Origin of the sequence: Streptomyces virginiae (genome assembly GCF_041432505.1) — a bacterium.
In the GTDB taxonomy this organism is placed as follows: Bacteria; Actinomycetota; Actinomycetes; order Streptomycetales; family Streptomycetaceae; genus Streptomyces; species Streptomyces virginiae_A.
In genome coordinates, this window is record NZ_CP107871.1 from 3,937,428 (window position 1) to 3,959,694 (window position 22,267).

Annotated in this window: 23 protein-coding genes; 10 read left to right on the forward strand and 13 right to left on the reverse strand. The window is 70.9% G+C overall.

Going from position 1 to position 22,267, the window contains the following annotated elements; translation table 11 throughout:
• Position 1: 1 nt before the first annotated feature.
• Both OG624_RS18280 and OG624_RS18285 read right to left on the reverse strand, forming a co-directional pair.
• Positions 2-757, reverse strand: coding sequence for a hypothetical protein (locus OG624_RS18280; protein ID WP_352165649.1), 756 nt, complete (start codon positions 755-757; stop codon positions 2-4).
• A 38-nt stretch (positions 758-795) separates the two neighbouring features.
• Positions 796-1,617: a hypothetical protein gene (locus tag OG624_RS18285; protein ID WP_033226801.1), complete on the reverse strand. Its 822-nt coding sequence runs from the start codon at positions 1,615-1,617 to the stop codon at positions 796-798.
• Between the two features lie 245 nt (positions 1,618-1,862).
• Between OG624_RS18285 and OG624_RS18290 the strand changes: the two genes are divergently transcribed.
• Both OG624_RS18290 and OG624_RS18295 read left to right on the forward strand, forming a co-directional pair.
• A complete protein-coding gene (locus tag OG624_RS18290) occupies positions 1,863-2,495 on the forward strand; it encodes a flavin reductase family protein (RefSeq protein WP_371587924.1) in 633 nt (210 codons plus the stop codon).
• 171 nt (positions 2,496-2,666) lie between these two features.
• Positions 2,667-3,599 (forward strand): D-alanyl-D-alanine carboxypeptidase family protein, encoded by a 933-nt coding sequence (locus tag OG624_RS18295; protein ID WP_078909747.1) that lies wholly within the window; start codon positions 2,667-2,669, stop codon positions 3,597-3,599.
• A gap of 125 nt (positions 3,600-3,724) precedes the next feature.
• Here the strand turns inward: OG624_RS18295 and OG624_RS18300 are convergent, their stop codons facing one another.
• Genes OG624_RS18300 through OG624_RS18310 form a run of 3 tightly spaced genes read right to left on the reverse strand, consistent with a single transcriptional unit; the run spans position 3,725 to position 6,964 of the window.
• Complete coding sequence (locus OG624_RS18300; RefSeq protein WP_033226798.1) at positions 3,725-4,792, reverse strand: Zn-dependent alcohol dehydrogenase; 1,068 nt, start codon at positions 4,790-4,792, stop codon at positions 3,725-3,727.
• Complete coding sequence (locus tag OG624_RS18305) at positions 4,789-5,994, reverse strand: acyl-CoA dehydrogenase family protein (RefSeq protein ID WP_266352217.1); 1,206 nt, start codon at positions 5,992-5,994, stop codon at positions 4,789-4,791. Before OG624_RS18305 ends, OG624_RS18300 begins: the two co-directional genes overlap by 4 nt.
• Before the next feature lie 58 nt (positions 5,995-6,052).
• Positions 6,053-6,964, reverse strand: a complete 912-nt coding sequence (locus tag OG624_RS18310) for an SDR family NAD(P)-dependent oxidoreductase (RefSeq protein ID WP_030731961.1) — start codon at positions 6,962-6,964, stop codon at positions 6,053-6,055.
• A 120-nt stretch (positions 6,965-7,084) separates the two neighbouring features.
• On the opposite strand from OG624_RS18310, the gene OG624_RS18315 reads away from it, so the two are divergent.
• The 3 genes from OG624_RS18315 (at position 7,085) to OG624_RS18325 (ending at position 9,609) form a co-directional block, all read left to right on the forward strand.
• Positions 7,085-8,011, forward strand: a complete 927-nt coding sequence (locus OG624_RS18315; protein WP_161292241.1) for a cyclase family protein — start codon at positions 7,085-7,087, stop codon at positions 8,009-8,011.
• A gap of 142 nt (positions 8,012-8,153) precedes the next feature.
• A complete protein-coding gene (locus tag OG624_RS18320) occupies positions 8,154-8,852 on the forward strand; it encodes a hypothetical protein (protein ID WP_033226795.1) in 699 nt (232 codons plus the stop codon).
• Between the two features lie 139 nt (positions 8,853-8,991).
• Positions 8,992-9,609 (forward strand): TOPRIM nucleotidyl transferase/hydrolase domain-containing protein, encoded by a 618-nt coding sequence (locus OG624_RS18325; RefSeq protein WP_033226794.1) that lies wholly within the window; start codon positions 8,992-8,994, stop codon positions 9,607-9,609.
• Positions 9,610-9,816: 207 nt separating this feature from the next.
• Here OG624_RS18325 and OG624_RS18330 read toward each other — a convergent pair whose 3' ends face one another.
• The 4 genes from OG624_RS18330 to OG624_RS18345 form a co-directional block, all read right to left on the reverse strand.
• On the reverse strand, positions 9,817-10,305 hold the full coding sequence (locus tag OG624_RS18330; RefSeq protein WP_371639602.1) for an ATP-binding protein: 489 nt from the start codon (positions 10,303-10,305) through the stop codon (positions 9,817-9,819).
• A 384-nt stretch (positions 10,306-10,689) separates the two neighbouring features.
• The gene (locus tag OG624_RS18335; RefSeq protein ID WP_033226790.1) at positions 10,690-11,586 is read right to left on the reverse strand and encodes an acyl-CoA dehydrogenase family protein; all 897 of its coding nucleotides are present in this window, start codon (positions 11,584-11,586) and stop codon (positions 10,690-10,692) included.
• Positions 11,587-11,591: 5 nt separating this feature from the next.
• Positions 11,592-12,749 (reverse strand): acyl-CoA dehydrogenase, encoded by a 1,158-nt coding sequence (locus OG624_RS18340; protein ID WP_033226788.1) that lies wholly within the window; start codon positions 12,747-12,749, stop codon positions 11,592-11,594.
• A complete protein-coding gene (locus OG624_RS18345; RefSeq protein ID WP_033226787.1) occupies positions 12,749-13,954 on the reverse strand; it encodes an amidohydrolase family protein in 1,206 nt (401 codons plus the stop codon). The genes OG624_RS18340 and OG624_RS18345 overlap by 1 nt, the downstream gene beginning before the upstream one ends.
• 133 nt (positions 13,955-14,087) lie before the next feature.
• On the opposite strand from OG624_RS18345, the gene OG624_RS18350 reads away from it, so the two are divergent.
• A complete protein-coding gene (locus OG624_RS18350; RefSeq protein ID WP_033226786.1) occupies positions 14,088-15,641 on the forward strand; it encodes an AMP-binding protein in 1,554 nt (517 codons plus the stop codon).
• Positions 15,642-16,301: 660 nt separating this feature from the next.
• The gene (locus tag OG624_RS18355; RefSeq protein ID WP_244290889.1) at positions 16,302-16,679 is read left to right on the forward strand and encodes a hypothetical protein; all 378 of its coding nucleotides are present in this window, start codon (positions 16,302-16,304) and stop codon (positions 16,677-16,679) included.
• Positions 16,680-16,737: 58 nt separating this feature from the next.
• On the opposite strand, the gene OG624_RS18360 is transcribed toward OG624_RS18355, so the two are convergent.
• On the reverse strand, positions 16,738-17,052 hold the full coding sequence (locus OG624_RS18360; RefSeq protein ID WP_033223710.1) for a 4a-hydroxytetrahydrobiopterin dehydratase: 315 nt from the start codon (positions 17,050-17,052) through the stop codon (positions 16,738-16,740).
• On the reverse strand, positions 17,024-18,244 hold the full coding sequence (locus OG624_RS18365) for a Twin-arginine translocation pathway signal (RefSeq protein ID WP_244290888.1): 1,221 nt from the start codon (positions 18,242-18,244) through the stop codon (positions 17,024-17,026). The genes OG624_RS18360 and OG624_RS18365 overlap by 29 nt, the downstream gene beginning before the upstream one ends.
• A 169-nt stretch (positions 18,245-18,413) precedes the next feature.
• On the opposite strand from OG624_RS18365, the gene OG624_RS18370 reads away from it, so the two are divergent.
• Entirely contained in the window at positions 18,414-18,602 is a 189-nt protein-coding gene (locus OG624_RS18370; protein ID WP_158711897.1) for a hypothetical protein, read from the forward strand.
• The gene (locus OG624_RS18375) at positions 18,595-18,927 is read left to right on the forward strand and encodes a hypothetical protein (protein WP_078909482.1); all 333 of its coding nucleotides are present in this window, start codon (positions 18,595-18,597) and stop codon (positions 18,925-18,927) included. The genes OG624_RS18370 and OG624_RS18375 overlap by 8 nt, the downstream gene beginning before the upstream one ends.
• A gap of 470 nt (positions 18,928-19,397) precedes the next feature.
• On the opposite strand, the gene OG624_RS18380 is transcribed toward OG624_RS18375, so the two are convergent.
• Both OG624_RS18380 and OG624_RS18385 read right to left on the reverse strand, forming a co-directional pair.
• Entirely contained in the window at positions 19,398-20,690 is a 1,293-nt protein-coding gene (locus OG624_RS18380) for a zf-HC2 domain-containing protein (RefSeq protein WP_371587934.1), read from the reverse strand.
• Positions 20,687-21,250: a sigma-70 family RNA polymerase sigma factor gene (locus OG624_RS18385; protein WP_033223709.1), complete on the reverse strand. Its 564-nt coding sequence runs from the start codon at positions 21,248-21,250 to the stop codon at positions 20,687-20,689. The genes OG624_RS18380 and OG624_RS18385 overlap by 4 nt, the downstream gene beginning before the upstream one ends.
• Before the next feature lie 302 nt (positions 21,251-21,552).
• Between OG624_RS18385 and OG624_RS18390 the strand changes: the two genes are divergently transcribed.
• Positions 21,553-22,071, forward strand: a complete 519-nt coding sequence (locus tag OG624_RS18390) for an EF-hand domain-containing protein (RefSeq protein ID WP_033223708.1) — start codon at positions 21,553-21,555, stop codon at positions 22,069-22,071.
• Positions 22,072-22,267: the final 196 nt, after the last annotated feature.

Consider the following 22,267-nt stretch of genomic DNA (forward strand, 5'->3'; position numbering starts at 1 on the left):
TTCACCCGTGTGGGTGTACGGGAGCGCGGACCACCGCGGACCGGAACTGATCGTAGAAGGACACCTTGAGCCGGAGCGAGTGTTCCTCCGCCTCCCTGAAGCACGCGGCCGCCGCCTCCTCGTCCATGCCGGTGAGCAGTTCCCGTACCCGGGTGCCCAGGCGGTCGGAGTGGGTCGTGGACAGCAGGGAGACGCTCTCGAGGGAGCGCTTCTTGGCGTCGTGCACGTGGTGCGGGTAGTAGAAGCGCGAGCGGTTCTCGCCGTCGCCGGTGAGCAGCGGCGCCATGCGCTCCCAGAGCCGGCCGTACTCGACGGAGACCAGGATCTCGCCCCAGAACCGCAGGATCGTGAGGAGCCGCAGGTCGGAGTGCTCGTGGGCGCCCGCGTCGGCGATCAGGGCGAACGTGTCCTCGATGGCCTGCCTCGTCGCCTCCGTCGGCCTCGACCGGACGACGTCTTCGCGCGAGATCCCGAGGCTGCGCATGTCGTAGGTCATGTCCTCGCGGTGCGAGGGGGTGTGTCCTCGTCCGTCGGGGTACTCCTCGCGAAGGATGACGCGGGCGATCCGTAGCCCGGGCTCGTCCTGCAGCAGGTCGATCGCCAGGTCGTAGGCCGGGGTGAAGGCGAGGGAGAGGAAGCGCCGCTGGAGCAGGATCTCGGCGAAGTCCTCGTCCGGGAGCCGTGCGATGTCCGCGAGCACCGGATGACGCTCGTACTGCTCGATCAGTTCGTCCTCGAACCTGTCCAGGTCGCGCACGGCGTGTCCCTTCCCTTCTCTCCCGATCGGTCTTCTGATCAGTGGATGTCGATCGATCGCATCGGGTCGCGGAGGTCGACCTCGCTGCCGATGCCCCAGAGGGTGTCCAGTTCCTTCTGTACCTGCCGGCCCATCACGGTGTCGGATCCGTCGATCTCGGTCTGGGGCGATTCGATGGCGAGCTGCCCGTGCAGGAACGAGCTGACCAGGTAGTGCTCGTCGGCCTTGTAGACGGCGATCGACGGCAGGGAGTTGTAGACGCGGACGCTGAGCCTGGTCCGGAGCTCCGGTGCGAGGCGGTTGTGGATGGCCTGGAGGATGTCCAGGCTCGCGCCGACGTCCACGGAGCTGCGGGTGGCGCGCAGGGCCTCGTCACGCAGGTCCGCGACGGCGGACTTCGGGTGCAGCAGCAGGATGCGCACCTGGACGTTCCGCTCGGTGACGGCCCGCTCCAGCTCTTCTTCGAGTCGGCTGAGGTTGGGTATCCAGGTCTGGAGGATGGCGATCTCCTGGCGGGCCGCCCCCATGAGCCGTTTGAACTCCTCGTCGGAGAAGACCGTGTGGACCTTGGTCACCCCGAGGTAGTGCTGCCGCCTGAGCTCGCCGGTCAGTCCGTCGAGGGTGAGGCCGGAGATCTGTGTGTTGATGTTGTCGAGCACCTTCAGGCGGTCGAGCTCCATCAGGAGGAAGAGCGTGACCGTGCTGAGGATGAGCAGGGTGATCTTCGGGAGGGTGCCGCCGGGGGCCATCTTGTCGAGCCAGCCGAAGAGGTCGGCCAGCAGGACCAGGATGCCTGCCGACGCCATCGCTCCGAGCGAGATCCGTTCGGCCCGGTAGCGAAAGCCGTTGCCACTGCCCATGACCACCACCCCAGCGCCGACGCCGTTGCCAACGGACCCGACCTTACACAGGGGGTCGGACACCTTTGATGCCGCCTCATGTTCGTTACCTCACAAGCGAGTTGGCCGAAAATAGGTGGTCGGTGGATGGCCGCGCCACGGCCGCGCCCGGCACCCGGGGTCCGGCGCCACGGGGACGGTCCGGCAAGCGTCCGGCGACCCGCCTCTTCCTATCTGACGAACCGTCAGCTTCAATCGTCGGTGTGATGGGACATGCAGGGATGGCGGCCACCGTCGTCCGATACCTCAGGTCAGTCGGCTCCCCCACCTCCGCCTCGGCGCAGCGGGAACCCGAGTCCGTCGACGCCCTGCCGCGTCCCGACCTGCGGGCCGTCGGCGAGGACGAGCGCGCGCCGGTGTCCCCCGCCGAGTTCCGGGCCGTGCTCGGGAACTTCGCCAGCGGGGTCACCGTCATCACCGCGCCGCCCGGCGAGGACGAGGAGGGACCGGCCGGTTTCGCCTGCCAGTCCTTCGCCTCGCTGTCCCTCGACCCGCCGCTGGTCACGTTCATGGTCGCCCGTACGTCGACCACCTGGCCGCGGATCGCCCGCGCCGGGGTGTTCTGCGTCAACATCCTCGGCGCCGAACAGGGTGAGCTGTGCCGGTCCTTCGCCGTCAGCGGCGCCGACAAGTTCGCCGGGGTGGACCACACCCCCGCCCCCGTGACGGGATCACCGCAGCTCGACGCCGTGCCCGCCTGGATCGACTGCCGGATCCAGGCCGTCCACACCGGCGGGGACCACCTCATCGTCGTGGGCCGGGTGGTGGCCATGGGCGCGGCCGGCGAGGGCGAACCGCTCCTCTTCCACAAGGGCCGCTTCGGGCGCCTCGCCGACTGACGGACCCCCTCCGAGCAGGCCGAACGGTCGGCTCGCCGCCCCTGCTCGGACACTGCGTCGTCCGGGTGTCGGATCCGCTGCGTAAGCTCCCCACGGGGGAAGGCCACTTCGGTGGTCCGGCCCCATCGGACCTCTTCTGATTCGCGGGGATTTGATTTGATACTGAACCTGATGCGCCGCACGCGCGGCGCGATCGCGGTCACGGTCGCCACGGGGGCGCTCCTGGTGGCCGCTTCGCCGACCTCGTCGGCGGCCCCGGTCGCCGCACCTCCCGTCACGGCCGCCGGCTCGATCCTGATCGACGGCACCAGCGGGGCGACGCTCGCCAGCAAGGACGCCGACACCCAGCGTCAGATGGCGAGCACCACGAAGATCATGACCGCTCAGGTCGTGATGCGTACGCCCGACCTGAACTACGACCAGAAGGTCACCATCAAGCAGGAGTACGCGGACTACGTCGTCCGCGAGGGCGCCAGCTCGGCCCACCTGAAGGTGGGCTCCACCCCGACGGTCCGCCAGCTGCTGTACGGGCTGATGCTCCCGTCGGGCTGCGACGCGGCCTACGCGCTCGCCGACACCTTCGGCAAGGGTGCGACCACCCAGGCCCGCACGGCGGACTTCATCGCGCAGATGAACGCCAAGGCGAAGGCGCTGGGCATGACCAAGACGGTCTACGACTCCTTCGACGGCATCTCGCCGACCGGCAACAACCTCACCACCGCCCGCGACCTGGCGAAGCTCACCAAGTACGCGATGTCGGGCGTCGCCTTCCCGAAGATCGTGGCGGCGACGACCTACAGCACGGGCGGCACCTCGACCGACGCCACGTGGGGCAACAGCAACCTGCTGATCCGCGAGCGTCCCACCGGCTACGCGTACCCGGGTGCGACCGGTGTCAAGACCGGCACCGGCACCGCCGCGGGCAAGTGCCTCGTCTACTCCGCGACCCGTAACGGCAAGACCGTCATCGGTGTCCTGCTGAACGACGAGGAGCGCTACGCGGACGCGATGAAGCTCATGGACTGGGCGCTCGGTTCGACCGCCGGCTCCGGTGCGGCGCTGCAGCGCGGCAACACCGACCCGATCCCGGACGTCCTCGACTGATCGGATCGACCTGCTGACCGCCTGACCGACGGTCGCACGGTGCACGTTCTCGGCTCCTCCGCCGACGGGTGACCTTCCCGTCGACGGGGGAGCCGAGTCGTTCGCGGCCCCGGGACCGCGGCGACTCAGAAGGTGAGCACCCCGCGCGCCACCCGCCCGTGGTGGGCGTCGTCCACGGCCTTGGCGAAGTCCTCGACCGGGTAGACCTCCGTCACCAGCTCGTCCAGCAGCAGTCGGCCCTGCCGGTAGAGCTCGGCGTAGAGCGCGATGTCGCGTTGCGGGCGCGAGGACCCGTACCGACAGCCCATGATCGTCTTGTCCAGGTACATGGACGACACCAGGAACGAGGCCTCCTCCTTGAAGCCCGGCACGCCGAGCAGGATCGCCTGCCCGTGCCGGTCGAGGAGGTCGATCGCCTGGCGGATCAACTTCACGTTTCCCACGCACTCGAAGGCGTGGTCGGCGCCCGTCGGCAGGATCTCGCGGACCGCCGCCGACGAGTCGGCCACGGCGGACGCGTCGATGAAGTGGGTGGCGCCGAACTGCCGGGCCACCGCCTCCTTCGCCGGGTTCGCGTCCACCGCCACGATCGTGGTGGCACCCGCGATCCGGGCCCCCTGCAGCACGTTCAGCCCGATACCGCCGGTCCCGATGACGAGCACGCTCTCGCCGCGGTCCACCCGCGCCCGGTTCAGTACCGCCCCCACACCCGTGAGGACCCCGCAGCCGATGAGCGCCGCCGAGGTCACCGGGATGTCGGCCGGGATCTTCACGGCCTGCACGGCCTTGACGATCGTGCGTTCCGCGAAGGCGGAGTTGGAGGCGAACTGGAACAGCGGCTTCCCGCCCCGCGAGAACGGCTGTCCCGGCATCCCGATCGCCTTGCGGCACATCGTCGGCCGGCCCCGGTCGCAGTCCGCGCACGCCCCGCAGTTCGCGAGGGTGGACAGTGCCACGTGATCGCCGGGCACCACGTGGGTGACGCCCGCGCCCACCGCTTCCACGATCCCGGCGCCCTCGTGCCCGAGCACCACCGGCGGCGGGAAGGGGATCGTCCCGTCGATCACCGACAGGTCGCTGTGGCACAGCCCGGCCGCGCCGATCGCGACCAGCACCTCCCCCGGCCCCGGGTCCCGGATCTCCAGGTCGTCGACCACCTGGGCCTGCTTGCCGTCGAACACGACGCCTCTCACCTGGGCTCCTTAGGCAGGCCGAGCACGCGCTCGGCGATGATGTTCCGCTGGATCTCGTCCGAGCCGCCGTAGATGGTGTCGGCACGGGTGAACAGGAACAGGCGCTGCTCCTCGTCGAGCCCCAGTTCGTACGGGACCCCGGGCGCCCAGAGCGCCGCCCCGGCCGTGGCCGCCGCGCCGCGGACCTCCACCGCCAGCTCCCCGAGCCGCCGGTGCCAGCCGCCCCACAGCAGCTTGGCGACGCTGGGGGCGCCCGCGTCCCCCTCGGTGGAGGCCAGGGTCCGCAGCGCGTTCCACCGCATCGTGCGCAGCTCGGCCCACTGGCGGACGAGGCGCTCGCGCAGGACGGGCTCCTCGGCGCCCGCGGCGGCCCGCGCCGCGTACGAGGCCAGTACGCGCTCCAGTTCCGCCGCGAAGCCGATCTGCTGGACCAGGGTCGAGACGCCTCGCTCCAGGGCGAGCAGGCCCATGGCCACGGTCCAGCCGTCGCCCTCGGCGCCGACGACCTCCGCCGCGACCGCCCCGTCGAAGAACACCTCGTTGAACTCGCTCGTGCCCGACATCTGCCGGATCGGCCGGACCTCGACCCGGCCGGGCTGGTCCATGCGGACGAGCAGGAACGACAGCCCCCGGTGGCGGCGCGAGCCGGGCTCGGTGCGGGCCAGGACGAAACACCAGTCGGCGTCCTGGGCGAGCGAGGTCCAGATCTTCTGCCCGGTCACCCGGTACAGCCCGTCGGCCGCGTCCCGTACCGCGGCCGTGCGGATCCCCGCGAGGTCCGACCCGGCGCCCGGCTCGCTGTAGCCCTGGCACCACAGCTCCTCGCCACGCGCGATGCCGGGCAGGAAGCGGGCCCGCTGCTCGGGCGTGCCGTGGGCGATGAGGGTCGGGGCGAGGAGGTTCTCGCCGATGTGGCCGACCCGGCCGGGCGCGCGCAGCGCCGCGTACTCCTCGGCCCACACCACCTGGCCGGTCAGGGACAGCCGGCGGTTGCCCCACCCGTCGGCCTCCCAGCCCTGCCCGATCCAGCCGCCCCGGCCGAGCTCGCGCTCCCACGCCCGCCGGATCCCGGCCCCCTCGTGCTCGCTGCCCGGCCCGCCGAGGCCGACAGCCTGCGCGTACGGGCCCACGAGGTGCTCCGACAGCCACGCCCGGGCGCGCCCGCGCAGCTCCTCGTCCTCGGCCCCGAAGCTGAAGTCCACGCCGCTCCCCCTGGTCGTGTCCGGTCCTGTCCGATCCTGTCCGGGCCGTCGGTCGCTCCTACGCGTTGGGGCGGTCCTTGGCGGCCGCCGCCTTGGCCATGGCCTCCAGTTGCGCGAGCATCGGCATCGGGTCGGTGCCGACCGTGCCGGGCAGGAAGTCGGCGATCTTCTCCGGCGTCCAGGAGCCGTCGGCGTATCCGGCGCGCAGCTCGCGCGGCTGCGCCCAGACGGCGATCTTCGGGCCGGCGATCGTGTAGACCTGCCCGGTGATGTCCTCGGCCTTGGCCCGGTCGCTGAGCAGGTAGGTGACCAGCGCCGCCACGTCCTCGGGCTCGCCGATCTCCTTGAGCTCCATGGGGACGTTCGCGGACATGCGGGTGCGGGCGACGGGTGCGACGGCGTTGGCCGTGACTCCGTACTTGGCCAGGCCCAGCGCGGCGGAGCGGACGAGGGAGATGATCCCGCCCTTGGCGGCGCTGTAGTTGGCCTGGGCCACGGAGCCCTGGTGGTTGCCGCTGGTGAAGCCGATCAGGGTGCCCGAGCCCTGCCTGCGCATGACGGCGGAGGCGGCGCGGAAGACCGTGAAGGTGCCCTTGAGGTGGGTGGCGATGACCGGGTCCCACTCCTCCTCGGCCATGTTGAACAGCATCCGTTCGCGCAGGATGCCGGCCACGCACACGACGCCGTCGATGCGGCCGTAGCGCGCGAGCGCGGTGTCGACGAGGCGCTGGCCACCCGCCATGGTGGAGATGTCGTCGGCGACGGCGACGGCCTCCCCGCCGAGGGCGGTGATCTCCTTCACCACGGCCTCGGCGATCTCGCTGGTGGGCTCCGCGCCCTCGATCCCGACCCCGTAGTCGTTGACGACGACCTTGGCGCCCTCGGCGGCCGCGGCGAGTGCCACGGCCCGTCCGATGCCCCGGCCGGCGCCGGTGACGGCGACGACCTTGCCTGCCAAGAAGTTCCCCACGTCCGGCCCCTTCCCGCGATTTCTGACGGACCGTTAGATTCTATGGGTAGTCAGATGCACCTGCACAAGCCCCCGTTGCCGCCCGAACCGCCGCATCCACGCAAGGAGCTGTCGACGCCCATGACCCTGCCCGCCGAGTTCCACGACATCGCCAAGCGCGTCAACAACTGGGGACGCTGGGGCGCCGACGACGAGATCGGCACCCTGAACCTGATCACCGACGAGGTGGTCCGGGGCGCCGCGGCCGAGATCCGCACCGGCCGCCGGATCCCGCTCGCGCTCCCGCTCAAGGAGGACGGGGTCCAGGTCGGCATGATCCCCGGCCGGATCAACCCGCTGCACACGATGGTGCAGATCAACCAGGAGCTGTTCGGGCCCGGCACCGTGGCGTGCAGCGACGACGCCGTGAGCATGGGCCTCCAGGCGGGCACCCACTGGGACGCCCTCACCCACGTCTCGCACTCGGGGAAGATCTACAACGGCCGCCCGGCCGGCACCATCACGGCGCACGGCCGCGCCGAGTTCAGCGGCATCGACAAGGCCGGCCCCATCGTCTCGCGCGGAGTGCTCCTCGACGTCGCGCGCGCCAAGGGGCTGGACCGGCTGCCGGGCGACCACGCGGTGACCCCCGGGGACCTCACGGAGGCCGAGGAGTTCGGTGGGGTCACCGTCCGCCCCGGCGACATCGTCCTGGTCCGCACCGGCCAGATCCAGACCTATCTGGCGGGCGACAAGCACGGCTACGGCTTCCCCTCGCCCGGACTGTCCGTCCGCACCCCCGAGTGGTTCCACGCGCGGGACGTGGCGGCCGTCGCGAACGACACCCTGACCTTCGAGATCTTCCCGCCGGAGATCGAGAACCTGTGGCTCCCGGTCCACGCCCTGCACCTGGTCGAGATGGGCATGCACCAAGGTCAGAACTGGAATCTCGAAAAGTTGTCCACAGCCTGTGCAGAAGAGAACCGATACACCTTCCTCCTCTCCGCGATGCCGGAACCCTTCGTCGGGGGCACCGGCACCCCCGTGGCCCCGGTGGCCGTCCTCTGAGCCCGGGGCGGGGCAGGCGGCGCCGGCCCGGAGGAACCCGGCCCCTCGCGAGCCACGCGATGGAACCATGAGGTGTACATGCCGCGTCACCGTACGCGCGTCACGCCTCGTCCCCACCACCTTCCCCGCAGGAGAAGCTCGCATGGCCAACCCGTACCAGGTAACGCCGCCACCTGCCCCCAGGCGCCGCTCGGGCGGCAACGTCGTCGCCGTCATCGTCCTCGCCGTGGTCATCATCGGCGGCTACTTCGTCATGCAGTCCCTCCGCAAGGACGACGGCAAGCCGACGGCGTCCCCCTCCACCTCCGCCTCCGCCTCCCCCTCCACCAAGCCCACGGCCAAGGACCCCGGCTCCCCCGAGTCCTCCTCGGACACCTCCAGTTCGTGGAAGGTCGGCGACTGCGGCGGCCCCGACACGTCCAAGGCTCCCGACGGATACAAGCGGACGGGCTGCTCCGACTCCGGGGCCACCTTCAAGGCCATCGACATCAAGGAGGCCAGCATCCTCCCGAACGCGGTCCAGTGCCCGCCCGGCACGGACCTGATGATCGACGTGAGCATCTCCTACGGCGGCAAGGGCAGCGGCATCCCCACCAACACCGTCTGCGGCCGCAACCTGTCGGGCGACCACCCCGGCGACGCGGGCGCCGGCGGCGGCCAGCTGGTGAAGGGCGACTGCGTGACCTCCCAGGCCAAGGAGGTCGCCTGCGGCGGTTCGGGCGCCCAGAAGGTCCTCGGCCTCGTCAAGACGAAGTCCGAGTGCCCCTCCGGCACCACCGATCCGATCGAGCTGATGATCGCGATCGGCCGCCCGTACGACGTGATCTGCACCGACGGCTGACGATCCCCCGCAACCGCACCGGCGGCGGTGGCGCACGCACCCGCGCCACCGCCGCCGGCCCGCCACCACCGCCTGCCCGGGAGCCGACGCCCGCCGAAAATCCCGCGCCCCGGCATCCGTGAAGGCGCAGACTCACCCCATGGCGGACATGCGGGCATTCCGGGAAGCGGTCGACGACTGGGCGAGCGGCGGTACCGGCGAGGCCGCGCGCGAGCTGGCCGCCCACCTGGACGTGCGGACGGCGGTGCTGCTGGAAGGGCCCAGCGACCACGCGGCCGTCGAGGCGCTCGCCGAGCGGCGTGGCCGCGACCTTGCCGCCGAGGGCGTGTGCGTCGTGGCGATGGGTGGGGCGATGAGCGTGGCCCGCTACACCGGACTCCTCGGCCCGCCCGGCCTCGGCCTGCGTCTGACGGGCCTGAGCGACGAACGCGAGCAGCCGTTCTACGACCGCGCGCTGGAGCGGGCCGGGGCGCCCCGGCAGGGCTTCTTCGTCTGCGTGGCGGACCTGGAGGACGAACTGATCCGCGCCCTGGGAACCACCCGGATCGAGGATGTCCTGCGGGCCGAGGGCGACTTCCGCTCCTGGCAGACCTTCGTACGTCAGCCCGCCCAGCGCGGCCGGCCCCGGCAGCGGCAGTTGCGGCGCTTCCTCGGCACGACGAAGGGCCGCAAGATCCGCTACGGCCGCCTCCTCGTGGAGGCCCTCGACCCCGAACAGGTACCGGCCCCGCTCGACGACCTTCTCGCGAGCCTGTGAACCCCGGTTGAACCCCGGTCCGGCCTCCTCCCTCAGGAGGAGGCCGTGCAGGTGCTGCGGGTGGCGGCGGCGCGCATGCACGCCCCGAGCGCGGCACGGCAGCCGCCACCCCACGACCCGCACTCGTCAAGGCCTGCCTTGGCGTCCCCTCGCGTCGAATCGCTCCACACCAGGGTGATCAAGATGTGACGAACCGTCAACACCTCGTTAGAGGTACACGCGCGGTTCCCGGGGCGGGGTATGAAATTCCGACGGGCCGTCGGAAGTCCGCTCGGAGGGCCGTTCGGAGGCGCAGTCCGAGGTCGATTTCTGCGCGCGGTCGATCTCGCACCAGATCCGCTTGCCCGCGCCCTCGCGCTGCCAACCCCAGCGGTCCGCCAGCCCGTCGACCAGCTCCAGACCGCGCCCGCCCGTGTCCTCCCCGCACGCCTGCCGGCGGTTCGGCGCCCGGTCGCTCATGTCGGCCACCTCGACCCGCACCCCCGGCCCCCCGAACAGCATCCGCAGCACGGCCGGACAGCCCGTGTGCACGACCGCGTTCGTGACCAGCTCGGAGATCAGCAGGATCAGCGTCTCGGCGAGCGGCTCGTCGTCCCCTATGCCCGACCCGGCCAACCGGGAACGTGCCCACCGGCGGGCCCGGCCGACCTCGGCGGGATCCGCTCCGACCTCCAGCTGAACCTGAAGCACCTGCACCGCTCACACCATCCGAACCGGCGGACACTTCGCCTCACGACGGGACGGGATCACCCAATGTGATCCCCTTGCGGAGCAGCATGGTTGACGTACAGTCACCACAACAAGCGCTTCGGGCATATTCCCGCGCGAAGGAGTGGGCGTGGTGCATACTGTGCGACGCCTGCGCCGCTCAACCGCTCGCATTCGTGGGAGCGTACCGGAGCAGGTCCCCGCTTCCGGGCCGCAATGAGTCGGGCGAAGGACACAAACCGATATCAACTCTCTGTAATCGGACATGCGTCCCGCGCCGTCCCTCCCGTGCCTCCGCGTCACCGTCAGCGACGCCCACCGAGGGCGCCCGGCCGGCCCCTCGCAGTGATCACCTACCCCGCCGGGCCCGGCCTATCCCGCCGAGCCCAGCAGCTCCTGCGCCAGCAGCTCCTCCGCCTGCGCCGCCGTCCGCCACTGCTCGGACCGCACCCAGGCCCGCTTCAGGTGCAGGTGCACGTCCGCCTCCCAGGTGAAGCCCATCCCGCCGTGCACCTGAAGGCAGTCCCGGGCGCCCCGCACCGCCGCCTCGTCCGCGAGGAGCTTGGCCGCGGCCACCTCACCCGCGTCCCCCGTCACCGCCGCCGCGTAGACCGCCGTACGGGCCACCTCCGCCCGCACCAGCATCCGCGCGCACAGGTGCTTGACCGCCTGGAACGCCCCGATCGGCTGCCCGAACTGCTCGCGCTCGCCCGCGTACCGCACGGCCAGCTCCACCGTCCGCAGCGCGCTCCCGAGCTGCAGCGCGGCCGTCAGCAGCGCCCCCTCCTCCCGGTGCGCCGAACAGTCGCCCGCCACCGCCACCCGGTGCAGCGGGGTCAGCGGGTCCACCGAGCGCACCGGTTCGCCGGCCGGCACCCCCGACGCCCCCAGCACCGCGTCCGCGTCCCCCAGGTGGGCCACCAGCGGCCCGCCCAGGTCGAAGGCGCTCACCACCGCCGTCCCCGCCGCCGCCCCCGGAACCACCCCGGCGGCCAGGTGCGTGGCCACCAGCGGCCCCGGCACCAGCGCCCGCCCGGCCTCCTCGAAGACCAGCACCGCCTCCGGCAGCCCCAGGCCCACACCGCCCTCGGATTCCGGTAGGCGCAGCGCGAAGAAGCCCGCCTCACCGAGCTCCCGCCACAGGGCTCGGTCCACGCTCACGCCCGAGTCCACCGACGCCCGCAGCGCGTCCCGTCCGTACCGGCCCGCCAGCAGGTCCCGTACGCCCGCCCGCAGGTCCCTCTGGTCCTCGGTCGGCTGGAAGTCCATGCCCCTCACCGGCCCTTCGGGAGGCCGAGGATCCGCTCGGCGACGATGTTCCGCTGGATCTGCGAGGTGCCCGCCGCGATCGTGTACGAGAGGGACGAGAGCCGGTCCAGCACCCACCCCTGCTCCAGATCCAGGGACTCGGCCCCGAGCACCTCGGCCGCCGTGTCGTACAGCTCCTGGCGGGCGTGCGAGTAGGCGAGCTTGAAGACGGAACCGCCGATGCCGGGGACCCCGCCCGCCGACCGCTCGGCCTCGCTCACGTTCCACTGGGTGAGCCGCCACAGCGCGCCGAACTCCCCGTACAGCCGCCCCAGCCGGCGCCGCAGCACCGGGTCGTCCCACCGCCCGTCGGCCTTCGCCCTCCGGGCCAGTTCCCCCAGGGTCCGGCGACAGGCGACGACCTCGCCGACGAAGGCGGTACCGCGCTCGAAGGACAGCGTGACCATGGTGACGCGCCAGCCGTCGTTCTCCGCGCCGACCCTGTCGGTCACCGGGACCCGTACCTCGTCGAGGAACATCTCCGCGAACTCCGTCGACCCGGCGAGCGTGCGCAGCGGCCGCACCGTCACACCCGGCGCGTCCATCGGCATGGCCAGCCAGGAGATCCCCCGGTGCTTGGGCGCCGCGGGATCGGTGCGCACCAACAGCTCGCACCAGTCGGCGACCTCCGCGTGCGAGGTCCAGATCTTCGACCCGGTGATGACGTAGTCGTCGCCGTCGCGCACGGCCCGCGTCCGCAGGGAGGCCAGGTCGGAGCCCGCGTCCGGCTCGCTGAACCCCTGGCACCACACCTCGTCGCCGCGCAGGACGGGCGGCAGCCAGCGCGCCCGCTGCGCCGCCGTGCCCTCGGCGGCGATCGTCGGTCCGGCGTGCAGCAGCCCGACGAAGTTCGCGCCGACGTACGGGGCTCCGGCACGCTCGGTCTCCTCCAGGAAGATCAGGTGCTGGGTCGGGGTGGCCCCGCGGCCGCCCGCGTCCACCGGCCAGTGCAGGCCCGCGTACCCGGCCTCGTACAGCCTGCGCTGCCAGCCGAGGTCGTAGGCGCGCCGGCCCGGCCAGTCGTCGGGGGACGGTGCGGCGGGCAGTTCGGGGAGCACCTTGGCGAGCCACGCGCGCAGCCGGGCCCGGAAGTCCTGCTCCTCCTCGGTGTAGGTCAGGTCCATCAGCGGCGGCTCCTGTCCAGGTCGAGGCCGAGCATGCGGATGGCGTTGCCGCGCATCAGCTTGTAGATCGTCTCGTCGTCGAGGCCCTTCACGTGGTCGAGGGCGACCTCCTTGGTGTGCGGGAAGGTCGAGTCCACGTGCGGGTAGTCGGTCTCGAAGGTGGCGTTGTCGCGTCCGACGACATCGAGGGAGGCGATCCCGTGCTTGTCGCGGAAGAAGCAGCAGAACATCTGCCGGTAGTAGTACGTGGACGGCGGCTCGGGGATCAGGTCGCGGACCCCGCCCCAGGCGCGGTGCTCCTCCCAGACGTCGTCGGCCCGCTCCAGGGCGTAGGGGATCCAGCCCATCTGACCCTCGCTGTAGGCGAGCTTGAGCGTCGGGAACTTCACCAGGACGCCGCTGAAGAGGAAGTCCATCATCGAGGCCATCGCATTGTTGAAGCTGAGCGAGGCCTGGACGGCGGGGGGTGCGTCGGGGGAGGCGGCGGGCATCTGGGAGCTGGACCCGATGTGCATGTTGACCACCGTGCCGGTCTCCTGGCAGACGGCGAAGAAGGGGTCCCAGTAGCCGGTGTGGATGGAGGGGAGCCCGAGGTAGGTGGGGATCTCGGAGAAGGTGACGGCCTTCACCCCGCGGGCCGCGTTGCGCCGGATCTCCGCCACCGCCAGGTCGATGTCCCACAGCGGGATGATGCACAGCGGGATCAGCCGGCCGCCGCTGTCGCCGCACCACTCCTCGACCATCCAGTCGTTGTAGGCGCGTACGCAGGCGAGGGCGACCTCCTTGTCGTGGGCCTCGGCGAAGGTCTGGCCGCAGAAGCGCGGGAAGGTCGGGAAGCACAGCGAGGCCTCGACGTGGTTGAGGTCCATGTCGGCGAGGCGCGCCTTGGGGTCCCAGCAGCCGCGGCGCATCTCCTCGCGGGTGATGCCCTCCAGGGTCATGTCGTCGCGGTCGAAGCCGACGGCGGCGATGTTGCGCTTGTACGGGAATTTCAGGTCCTCGTAGATCCACCAGTCGGTCGGCGGGCCGTCGGGGTCCATGGTGATGACGTACTTGCCGCCGGTATAGGCGAGCTCGCCGATGCCGGCGGTGAGCGCCTTGGGGCCGCGGTCGCGGTATTTGGCGGGCAGCCAGACGTCGAACAGGTGCGCGGGCTCGATCACGTGGTCGTCGACGCTGATGATCCGAGGCAGTCCCAGTTCCATGGCAGTCTCCCCAATGCATCGATCTGATGGATCGTCAGAAACAAGCTAGCCCCGCCACCCCTGGACCGACAAGCGTCGGCGCTCTACGCTCTGCGCTTGATCTGACTATCCGTCAGCTATGGGGAGGTCTGGGATGACGGACACCGCGACCGCGACAGAACTGAGCCGGTCCCGAACCCTGTGGGAACTGATCTCCCGCCGGGCCGCACTGACCCCGGACACCACCGCCCTCGTCGAAGCCGCCGACCACCCCGCACACGACCGCCGGCTCACCTTCGGCGCACTGCGCGACCGCGCCGAACGCGTCGCCGCCGGCCTGCACCACATGGGCGTACGCCCCGGCACCGTCGTCGCCTGGCAGCTCCCCACCCGCATCGAGACCGTGCTGCTCTCCGCCGCCCTCGCCCGCATCGGCGCCGTCCAGACCCCCGTCATCCCCTTCTACCGGGACCGCGAGGTCGGCTTCGCCCTCCGCGAATCCAAGGCCGAGTACTTCGCCGTCCCCGGCACCTGGCGCGGCTTCGACCACACCGCCATGGCCGCACGCCTCGGCGCACGCGGCACCTTCGAGGCCTACGCGACCCTCCCCGACGGCGACCCCGCCCTGCTCCCCGCGCCGCCCGCCTCCGGCACCGACGTCCGCTGGATCTACTGGACCTCCGGCACCACCTCCGACCCCAAGGGCGTCCTGCACACCGACCGCTCCCTGATCGCGGGCGGCTCCTGCCTCGCCCACGCCCTGCGCCTACACCCGTCCGACGTCGGCTCCATGGCCTTCCCGTACGCGCACATAGGCGGCCCGGACTACCTGGTGATGCTGCTTCTCTACGGCTTCCCCGCCGTCCTCTTCGAGAAGTTCGCCATGCCGGACGCCCTCGACGGCTACCGCCGCCACGGCGTCACCGTGGCCGGCGGCTCCACCGCCTTCTACTCCATGTTCCTGACCGAACAGCGCAAGGCCCCGGACACCCCCCTCATCCCCACCCTGCGCCTCCTGGCGGGCGGCGGCGCCCCCAAGCCGCCGGAGATCTACCACGCGGTCGTACGGGAGCTGCGCTGCCAGCTGACCCACGGCTACGGCATGACCGAGGTCCCCATGATCACCATGGGCGCCCCGGACGACACCCCCGAGCACCTCGCCACCACCGAGGGCCGACCCCCGGCGGGCATGTCCATCCGCATCACCGCCCCGGACGGCACCGAACTCCCCCCGAACACCGACGGCGAGGTCCGACTCCGCGGCGAGGCCGTCTGCCAGGGCTACCTCAACGGCGACGAGTCGACGGACGTCTTCGACCCCGACGGCTACCTGATCACGGGCGACCTCGGCCACCTGACACCGGACGGCTACCTGGTCCTCACCGGCCGCAGCAAGGACGTCATCATCCGCAAGGGCGAGAACATCTCGGCGAAGGAGATCGAGGACCTCCTCCACCAACTCCCGGGCATCACGGACGTGGCGGTCATCGGCCTCCCCGACCCGACCCGCGGCGAACGCGTCTGCGCGGTGGTGGAACAACCCCCGACGGCCACCCCCCTGACCCTCCCCCAACTGACCGCCTACCTCCGCACCCAAGGCCTGGCCACCCACAAACTCCCGGAACAACTCGAACTCCTGGAATCCCTCCCCCGCAACGAGGCCCTGCGCAAGGTCCTGAAGTACAAACTCCGGGAGCGCTACGCGTAAGCCCTGCGGGCGAAAGGCGGGAGCCGCCCGTCCGGGACCGTGAAGCCGGGCGGGGTCTTCGGGGGCGGGAGCCGCTGGGGCGGTATCAGGCAGGTGCGACGGGGGCTTCGAGGTCGGCGGGGTCCACTCGGCCGGCATCAGAGCTGTGTATGGGGGTTTCCCGTCAGTCCCATCGTCCCTCCGGGTCGGGCCGCTCCCTCAAGGGCGCTCCTCCTTCGTCGTCGCGTCGCTTCGCGATGTCGCTGCGCTCCACCCTTGACCGACCGTCCCGCCCCGGAGAAACGAAAGACTGCCGAGAAGCCCCCAAAAGAACGAGCCGGTCGAAGGTGCGAAGGACGGGGACGTCAGAGATGCCCGGGGGCATCCGGGCGGGCACGGCCCCGAGGCGAGGCCCATGAAAGGCCGGCCTGGTTCGGGGGAAGCGCATCCGATCGCTACACGCTCCCCACCTCTCAGCGTCCGACGACCGTCCTGGGCCGGACATAAGCCGCCCACCACCCCAGGCACCTCGCGCTCACCGCGCCCGACGACCAGCTGTGGCCGGGCACGGGCCGCTGGCGATCTCCCAGCGCTTCTCGATCGCGCGTCTGCGAGCGTCCTCGGACTCTCCCCCTCTCGGGTGATGGCACGAGGGAGGGGGTCGAAAGTACTTTCAACACTATGAGCGCTGAGAACGCCGCCTCCAATCCGGAGGGATCACCGCAGTTGCTACAGCCTGGCGTCACTGCCGCCATAAGGCCCGTGATTGCTGCTCTGGGCACAGGCGAGCACAGCATGGAAGCGATCCTCGACATGTTGCCGGAAGCATTTCCCTGGGTTCGGTTCCTCCCCGAGAGAGACGTCCACGCCTTCGCTGTCGAACTGGTCGACAGCCTGCGCGCCGCAGGTTCGATCGGCCACCACACATACGTCGCACAAGTACTCATTGCGTGGCAGCACACGGCGCAGGCCCATTCCGACCCCGTCCTCCTGGCTGCACTGACCAGAGACCACAGATCGGACTTCGGTCCGGCACCCGACCCACTCCAGAAGCAGTAGGGCAGAAGCGCTTCGCGTTCACGCCTCCGCACAACCCGACTGCGAACCGTGGGCGTATCTAATCCAGTGGGAGAGCCTGGTGTGCGGAAACGATCGCGTCGATGCGGTGCGCAAGATCGAAGTCCGCAACAGTGAGCCGGTGGCCCGCGTCGTGGGTGGTGATGGACGCGCGCAAGTGGTCGATACGAAGATCAAGATCTGCATGGTGCTGGATACGTCGGGATCGGTCGGCGATGGTCACGATCGCTGCCACCGCAGCGTGATAGCGGATCTGGTACGTGCGGGTGATCTCGTCGCCCTGACGTTCCCAGCCGGGCAGGCCGGCCAATTGCTCCGTGATCTCCTCATCGGACAACACCTTCAGCACGCCCATGTCGGACCCCCTCAGTCACAGGCGCCAGGATCTCGGAAAGGTCCCGGCCCACCGAGGCATCGTGCCATGGCCTCATAGCCCGCTCCAGAGTGCCGAGTTCCCGCACCGTACGGGCAGAGCGGGTCTCCACAGCGATCTCGACAGCCGACCGGGCGAACTCGACCGCGCGGTCAGGCTCGCGGGACTCGGCCGCCGCAGTAGCTCTGCGAGCGAGATACACACCACGATCCCGGCGCGCGGTCGACGGCACACCGTCCAGAACCTGCGCCCAGAGGCGTTCGGCCTCTCGGCCGAGGCCGAGCCTGCCGTAACAGGTCGCACGCTGGACTTCGAGGTAGCCCGGCGTTCTCCGGCAGGCGTTGCCCCAGGGCAAGTCGTCGTCGACATGAGAAAGCAGCCCGCCGGCGGCATCGATGAGCTGGTCTACTGCCGCTCTGTCACCGATGAGGCTGGCACCGTGCGCCTGCTGCTGCATGGCCATGATCCGCACCTTGGGGAAGAGCTGATCTGGACCATCGAGGGCGGCCTCGCAAAGATCGATCACTCCGTGACCGTCACCGAGGTCGGTGCGGACCTGCGCCTGATTCACCAAGCTGTAGCCGACGAGATGGCGGTCACGGGACCGAACAGCGATCTCCTGCGTAATACCTCGCCAGAACGTGGCAGCCGGCAAGTCGCCCGCGTCCTGGTACAACCAACCGACCAGAGCGGCGTAAGAAGCTCCGACGCGCAGGAGGCCACGCCGTACCTCGCCTTTCGCGGAACGGACCAGCTTGTCGATCAGCTGATACTGCGCGCTGACGGTCCCGATCAGGTCATGGGGCCCGAGAAACATGTCGGCCCTGTAGTGCCCTTCGAGCTGCTGCTCGAAGTAGTCGACCAGGGCAGGGTCGACGTGCTGACGCACGGTCGGCCCTGAAACAAGTGCCGCCGCCGTAGCGGATACGAACTGTCTACGGTTCACGTCGTCCTCATGGAACACCTCGGGACGGATCCAACCTGCGGGCACCGTAAATCCCAGATCCTCGGGCCAGCGCCCCAAAGCGTCATGCAGCACGATGGCTGTCTCTTCTGGTGGCCAACCCGGCCGCTCGCCTTCCCAGCGCCGCCACGTCCGGGGCGACACCTCGAAGTGCCGGTCGGCAAGAAGACACCTCCCATGCGCGGAAAGGCACTTCGCGGCCTGGTCCATCGTCCGCCAGCCGACCCGGAGCCTGGCCGCTCGGAGCGCGTCGTTTCGAGTTCCCATGACCTCAGCTTGAGCTGTCATAGCGGCCGTCACCGGCTGTGGCCACACCCTGGCCGTTGATGGCCGGACGATGGCCTATCGATCCTTCTTCCTGCCAGCCCATCATCACCGTATGACCAAGAACAGCGCAGGCGAACAACACGGAAGTCCGCCGCACTTCAGCGATCTGAAGCGGCCTTCGGAGTTCTCGTTGCGCCACCTGTCACAAGGCCCCAGCCCCGAGCTGATCGCCCGCGCGGACTCAGGGTGGGATCGATTTCTGCGCGCCGCACGCAAACGGGCGGCATCCAACGATGTCTGAGACATACGAGTACGTGCCACACAGGCTCCTGCGTCGCCGGGTACGCGATATCGCCTCCGGCGTCGAGGGAGAGCTGATGGCCGTGATCAACGAGAACGTCTCGAACTCGGCAGCTGCGCACTGGACGGAACTGGCCTACATCCGTGCCGCCTCCGGCCGTGAATTCACCACGTCGGTCTCCAACGTCGAGCCCGCCGGCCAAGAGGTCTCCGCCACTCTTCTTGATCAGCCCCGAACGGTCGTCGGTCGCAGTGATCGAGAGTCCCCCAAAAATCATGGGCGGCCTATGTCCGACCCAAGACGGTCGTCGGACGCTGAGAGATGAGGAGCGCGTAGCGATCTGGCGCGCCCGTCGCCCCCGGGGGCCGGTCCGGAGGGCCCCGTCTCGGGACCTCGCCCACCCGGACGTGCCTGAGGGGCTGTGATGTCCCCGTCCTTCGCACCTTCGACCGGCTCGTTCTTTTGGGGGCTTCTCGGCAGTCTTTCGTTTCTCCGGGGCGGGACGGTCGGTCAAGGGTGGCCGAAGGCCATCGCGAAGCGACGCGACGACGAAGGAGGAGCGCCCTTGAGGGACCGGCCCGACCCGGAGGGACGATGGGACTGACGGGAAACCCCCATACACAGCTCTGATGTCGGCCCAGCAGCTCCCGCCGCCCCGAAGCCCCCGCCCAACCCTCCCCCCGCCGCCCCGGAGCTGGCCCGCGCCCGGGGGTGGGTGGGCAGCCGCCGAGCGGGGGTAGGGGGTCGCGGGGGTGAAGGCCCCGCGCGCGCAAGGGCCCGTACCCCCCGGCCCCCCTACAGCCTGCTCAGCGACGCCGCCGCGAACAGCACGTCCCGGATCGCCTCGCGGTCGCCGTGCTGGCCCACCGCCGCCTCCTCCGGGGAGATGTGCCCGGCGGCCAGCTGGCAGAACTCGATCCCGTCCAGGGCGATCTCCGCCACCGTGCGTTCAGGCGACGGTTTCGCTCCCGGCGAGTCCAGCGCGATGTCCCAGCCTCCGCCGCCCGAGCCCTCGATCTCCAGGTGCAGGGTCCGCCCGGGCGCGCCCGCCGCGACCAGGCCCCGCGCCGGAGCGGCCAGACCCGCGCGCCTGCGCTGCGCCAGTGCGCCCGGCAGGAGCCGCGCCGCCAGGTCGATCATCCCGTGCAGGTGCGGCCCGGCCGGCGGCTCGTACGGGTAGTCCACCGCCTCCGCGATGTCCCACGCGTGCACCCAGCACTCGAAGGCGCGCTCCAGGAACGCGTCGCCGAGCGGCAGTGCGAAGCCGCCGTAGTCCACGGCCAGCTCGCCGACTCCGCGGCCGGCGAAGGAGACCGTGCGGACCAGCGTGTGGCCCTGTTCCCGCCACGGGTCGCGGACCTGCCGCGTGATCGGGTTCACCGACGCGCCCCAGAAGTGCTCCGTCCGCACGGTCGGACCGCCCTTCGGGGCGTCCGGCCCGAGCGGGTCGTCGAGCCCGAGTGCCGAGGCGATCAGCCCGTCGACCGTCAGCAGATGGCCGATCACCCCGGCCACCGTGGTGCGCTGCGACCGGCGCCGTTCCTCCTCGAACCACTTCAGCCGTACCGGGGTGTGCCATTCCGAGTCGCCGAAGTCCTGCAGCAACGCGTCGAGCCGCGCGGTCTCGGTGTCGTACGGACTCGCCCACACCGGCACCGGAATGCGCGCCGGCCGCTTGCCCAGGCAGTCCTCCAGGACGCGTGAACGCAGCAGCGGTTTCAGGTCGAGGTTCTCCTCCGGGTGCAGCAGCCCCACCGCGTCGCGCAGGCGCAGGGCTTCCTCCGCGCAGGGCGCGCACTCGGTGAGGTGGTCCTCCACCGCCTGGGTCTCCTCGGCCGAGCAGGCCGCCAGTGCCCACGCCCCGAGCAGGGACTTCAGCACGGCGTGGGAGGGCGGAGGCGGTGCGACCGGGGGCAGCTCGACCGGCGCCGGCTCGACCGGGGTCGACGGCATCGACGGCAGGGGCGGCAGCGACCGCGGCGCGTGACCCGGGTCGAGGTCGTCGGCGGCCCCGCGCGGACCGGGTATCCGCGCCTGCCCGCCGAGACGCTCGTATCCGTCATCGGGCGACTGGGGAGGGCCGTTCATCGAGGCGTTCCATATCCGGACCGGGCGGTCTCCTCCTGCGGGAGGGTGTTGGCGGTCGACAGCAGTTGCAGTCCGAGGCGCAGCCGGCGCCGCGCCTCGTCCTCACTGATCTGCAGGTCGGCGGCGGCCTGCCGGTAGTCGCGCCGCTTGAAGTAGGCGAGTTCCAGCGCGGCGCGCAGGGGCGCGGGCATCGAGGTGACGATGTAGTCGGCGCGGGCGGCCGCGTTGGCGCTGCGCACCTTCTGCTCCAGCTCCTCGCGGGAGCCCCGGCCCAGTTCGGCCTGGCGCAGTCGGGCGACCGCCTGGCCCTGGGTGATCCGTGCGACCCAGGAGCGCATGGAGCCCTGCTTGGGGTCGTAGGCGTCCGGGTTCTCCCAGATGTACCCGAAGACCTCACGGGTGATCCGGTCCGCGGCCTTCTCGTCGCCCAGTACCCGGTGCGCCAGGCTGTGCACGAGCGAGGCGAAGCGGTCGTACAGCTCCCCGAGCGCGGCGGCCTCGCCACGGGCGAGTCGCTGCTGCATGCGGCGGTCCCAGCGCGGTGGTGCGTCCTTCGGCATGAATGCCCCCAGCCGTGTGTCGACGCATCGAATGTAGTGGGCACATGGCCGATCGCGCCTGTTTTGGAAGAACCTCACCCTGGAAGTGCGCCCTGCGTGATAGGTGCGTGGCAGGGCGTGAACGGTGGTACGGGTGACGGCACATGGGGACAGGTGTACGCGCCCCACCGCGCTCCCCGTGCGCGGGTTCGATGCGGCCGCCTCCTTGACCACTTCGCTTAACGCACAGGCCACGTAGGCCTTACGCTCCTGCCTTGTCTTGATCTGAACCCCACTGCACACGTGAAGGCGGAACGCCGAATATGGACAGCGCAGAATACGAGCGCAAGATCGCCGCCCGATTCGCCACCTTCGACCAGGACGGGTCCGGCTATATCGACCGGGAGGACTTCAGCGCTGCCGCGAAGTCCGTCCTGGCCGAATTCGGTACCACCGCCCGGTCGGACAAGGGCCAGGCCGTCTTCGCGGGCGCCGAGGCCTTCTGGCAGGGCATGGCCGGTATCGCGGACGTCGACGGGGACCAGCGGGTGTCCCGCGAGGAGTTCATCACCGGGGCCGCGAAGCGGCTGCGCGACAACCCGGAGCGGTTCGCGGAGATCGCGCGGCCGTTCCTGCGGGCCGTGATCGCGGTGGCGGACGAGGACGGCGGCGGCGCGACCCCACCGAACGCGGCCCGGGTGCTGCGCGTCCTGGGCACCGCCCCGGAGCTGGCCACCCAGGTGGCGGCCGCCCTGGACGCGGACAGCGACGGCCGCATCTCGGAGGACGAGATCCTGGCGGCCTTCGCGGGCTACTGCGGCGTGGAGGCCCCGGACGCGTGACGCCTGCGGCGCGCTCGGCAGGTGACGGCGGGGCCCGGCCCCGCCCCCCGCAGCCGGCGTCGGGGTCAGGGCCGGGGCCGGTGCCGGTGCCGGGGCTACGCGCGACCTCTCACCGGCCCCTGCGGCCCGGCTTCCCGGGGCGCTGCCCCGGACCCCGCGCCTCAAACGCCGGCGAGGCTGGTTCATGCGCGCCACC